Origin of the sequence: Sporolactobacillus sp. THM19-2 (assembly GCF_004153195.1) — a bacterium.
Classification (GTDB): Bacteria; Bacillota; Bacilli; order Bacillales; family Sporolactobacillaceae; genus Sporolactobacillus.
Window position 1 is genome coordinate 1 of sequence record NZ_SEMC01000042.1, and the last position, 2,490, is coordinate 2,490.

Annotated in this window: 3 protein-coding genes and 1 pseudogene; all 4 read right to left on the reverse strand. The window is 45.7% G+C overall.

All coding sequences use genetic code 11. The annotated features are described in order from the left end of the window. Nucleotides 1–145: 145 nt before the first annotated feature. Nucleotides 146–1,426, reverse strand: a complete 1,281-nt coding sequence (locus EWH91_RS14230) for a PTS ascorbate transporter subunit IIC (RefSeq protein ID WP_129930909.1) — start codon at nucleotides 1,424–1,426, stop codon at nucleotides 146–148. Continuing rightward, nucleotides 1,426–1,719, reverse strand: coding sequence for a PTS sugar transporter subunit IIB (locus EWH91_RS14235; protein ID WP_129930911.1), 294 nt, complete (start codon nucleotides 1,717–1,719; stop codon nucleotides 1,426–1,428). The genes EWH91_RS14230 and EWH91_RS14235 overlap by 1 nt, the downstream gene beginning before the upstream one ends. Next, complete coding sequence (locus EWH91_RS14240; RefSeq protein WP_129930913.1) at nucleotides 1,713–2,174, reverse strand: PTS sugar transporter subunit IIA; 462 nt, start codon at nucleotides 2,172–2,174, stop codon at nucleotides 1,713–1,715. Before EWH91_RS14240 ends, EWH91_RS14235 begins: the two co-directional genes overlap by 7 nt. Before the next feature lie 135 nt (nucleotides 2,175–2,309). Beyond that, a pseudogene (locus EWH91_RS14630) lies at nucleotides 2,310–2,490 on the reverse strand (IS1634 family transposase); the annotation flags it as partial.

Consider the following 2,490-nt stretch of genomic DNA (forward strand, 5'->3'; position numbering starts at 1 on the left):
GAAAGATATGTCGAATCGACCTTAAATCCTAGATACACACATATAAAAATTAAAAGTCCGAAAACAGGCTACCTGTCGCCTGTTTTCGGACTTTTGTGTACCTAGAAACTGTCGAAGTCGAGTTAAACAAAAGGGTATAAAAGGCTTAAATCATACCCATTAATTTCAATACCAGACCCAGAAGGGGACCATAGAAACAGTAGTCCGTTTCGCTCAGAATGCGCATGACTGGTTCATATGTCCCGATCATCGGCAGCAGGAAGGCCTGTCCAAAAATTAATATGAAGCCGTTGAGCAATGAGCCCGTAATAGCGCCACGGCGTCCACCGGTTGAGTTACCGAAAATGGCTGTGATTGCCCCGGTGAAGAACGTGGGAATCAGTGCAGGGAAGACCACAACCGGATAATGAATCAGACCGAGAATGCTCATGCCAATCAATCCGGAAACTAAACTCATGAGGAACCCAACAATGACTGATGTCGGGTAGTACGGGAACAGAAGCGGGATATCCAGTCCGGGTGTCGCATTTGGAATAACTTTTTCAGCTACTCCGTGAAAAGCAGGAATGATTTCAGAAAGCATCATGCGGACACCTGTAATGATAACGGTAATCCACAGTCCAAACTGCAGCCCGCTCAGAAAACTGAAACTGACTATGTCCCGTCCGTTGCTGGTATGAGTCGTCACCCACTCCGGTCCGGCAATCAGTGTGATCACAAGAAATAGCAGAGTCATGACTAAAGTCAGCGCGGTGGTCATTTCACGGAGAAAGTTCAGATTTTTTGGCAGTTTGAGGTCTTCAAGATCCTTTGACCCACGACCAACGAGTTTCCCGATCCCCGCAGAAATAAGAATACCAATTGAACTGGAGTGTCCCAGTGTGAATCCTTTCCCGCCTTTAACATTTTTCATGAGTGGCGCAATATAAGCACAGGTAAAAGTCATGTAGCATCCGAGCAGGATTGCACCAATGATGATGAGCGGAATGGTCGGCAGGTCTGTTCCGAATTTCAGCAACGCGGTAATCAGTCCAGCGTAAAAAAAAGAAACATGCGCAGACAGATGGACATATTTGAACCGTGTAAACCGGGCGAGCAGAATATTAATGGCAAAACCGAAAGCAAAGATCAGTGCCATTTCCGTCCCGATTCCCTCCATACTCTGCATTTGCGCTTTTTCGATGTTTGGCATTGAGATACTGAAATTGAAGATCCTGGCCAGCATCGGCTGAAGAGGCAGGAGAGCCATACCGAGGGACTGGGCTCCGGTCGTAATCATGAGAAAACCAATCATGCCCTTGAGTGTGCTTGAGATGATCTGGTTCCAGGACTTTTTCTGTACCAGCGTCCCGATGATAATCACGAGACCGATAACGAAAACAGCCTGGTTAAAAATATAGTTGATTATGTAGAGGATGAATGCCATCAGCCTTCATTCCTCCCTGCTGTTTCAGAAATGACATGAATGAGCTGCTCGCGGAGATAAGTTTTATCCAGCATATTGTCCATTCGGATAATCCGCGTGGCTTTAGAGTCTATTAAATCAGCGAATGCCGACGCTGTAATAATTGCGTCATAAGCAGCAGGATCGAGGGAGCTGATATCCGAAGCAGTAACATCTGCATCAACGCCCTCGTGTTCCAGAATCTGTTCAGCAAAAACTTTCAGCATCATACTGCTTCCTACTCCGGCACCACAAACAGTAGCAATTTTCAACATGATGATTCCTCCACATCTTCTGATACAATTGTTAAAATTTCTTTTTTCGATGAAGCAATGCGCATCCGTTCCAGTTTGTCCTGGCGCTCCAGTAATGCTGCCAGATCCATCAGCATGCCTAAATGGCTTTGATGATCGACGGCACAAAACGCGGCGACCAGATTAACCGGATCATTCTTCGGATGGCCAAAATGTATGGGCTTTTTCAGCGTCAGCAGGCTTAGTCCCGGCCGGAGTACTGCCGGTCCGGGTGAGGCATGCGGGACGGCAATGCCCGGTGCCATGACGATGTAATTCCCGTTCCTGTAAAAGTTTTCAAGCATGGCCGTGATATATTTTGGTTCTGCACAGCCGCTGTCAACCAGTAACTGTCCACTTTTTTCAATCGCTTCTGTACTTGAAGAGACTTCTATTTGTGCTAATACTGAGTTTTTCTGTAACCAGTCGGTAATCATTATTTTCCCTCTTATTCTCCGTATTGACTCCTGCGGCTTCTCAACCTCGACTTCGACAGTTTCTAGGTACACAAAAGTCCGAAAAAAGGCGACAGGTAGCCTGTTTTCGGACTTTTAATTTTTATATGTGTGTATCTAGGATTTAAGGTCGATTCGACATATCTTTCGAGGAACCTTTATCCCAAGAGTCTTAATGATTTCATGCTGTTTTGCGGTGATTTCCGTCCTTTGATAGAAGTCTCCTTTTTTCGAAGAAAATTTGCCCAGAACCATCTGATCCATGGTATGTTTCAGTTTTGGCCAGGTTTCACCGGTC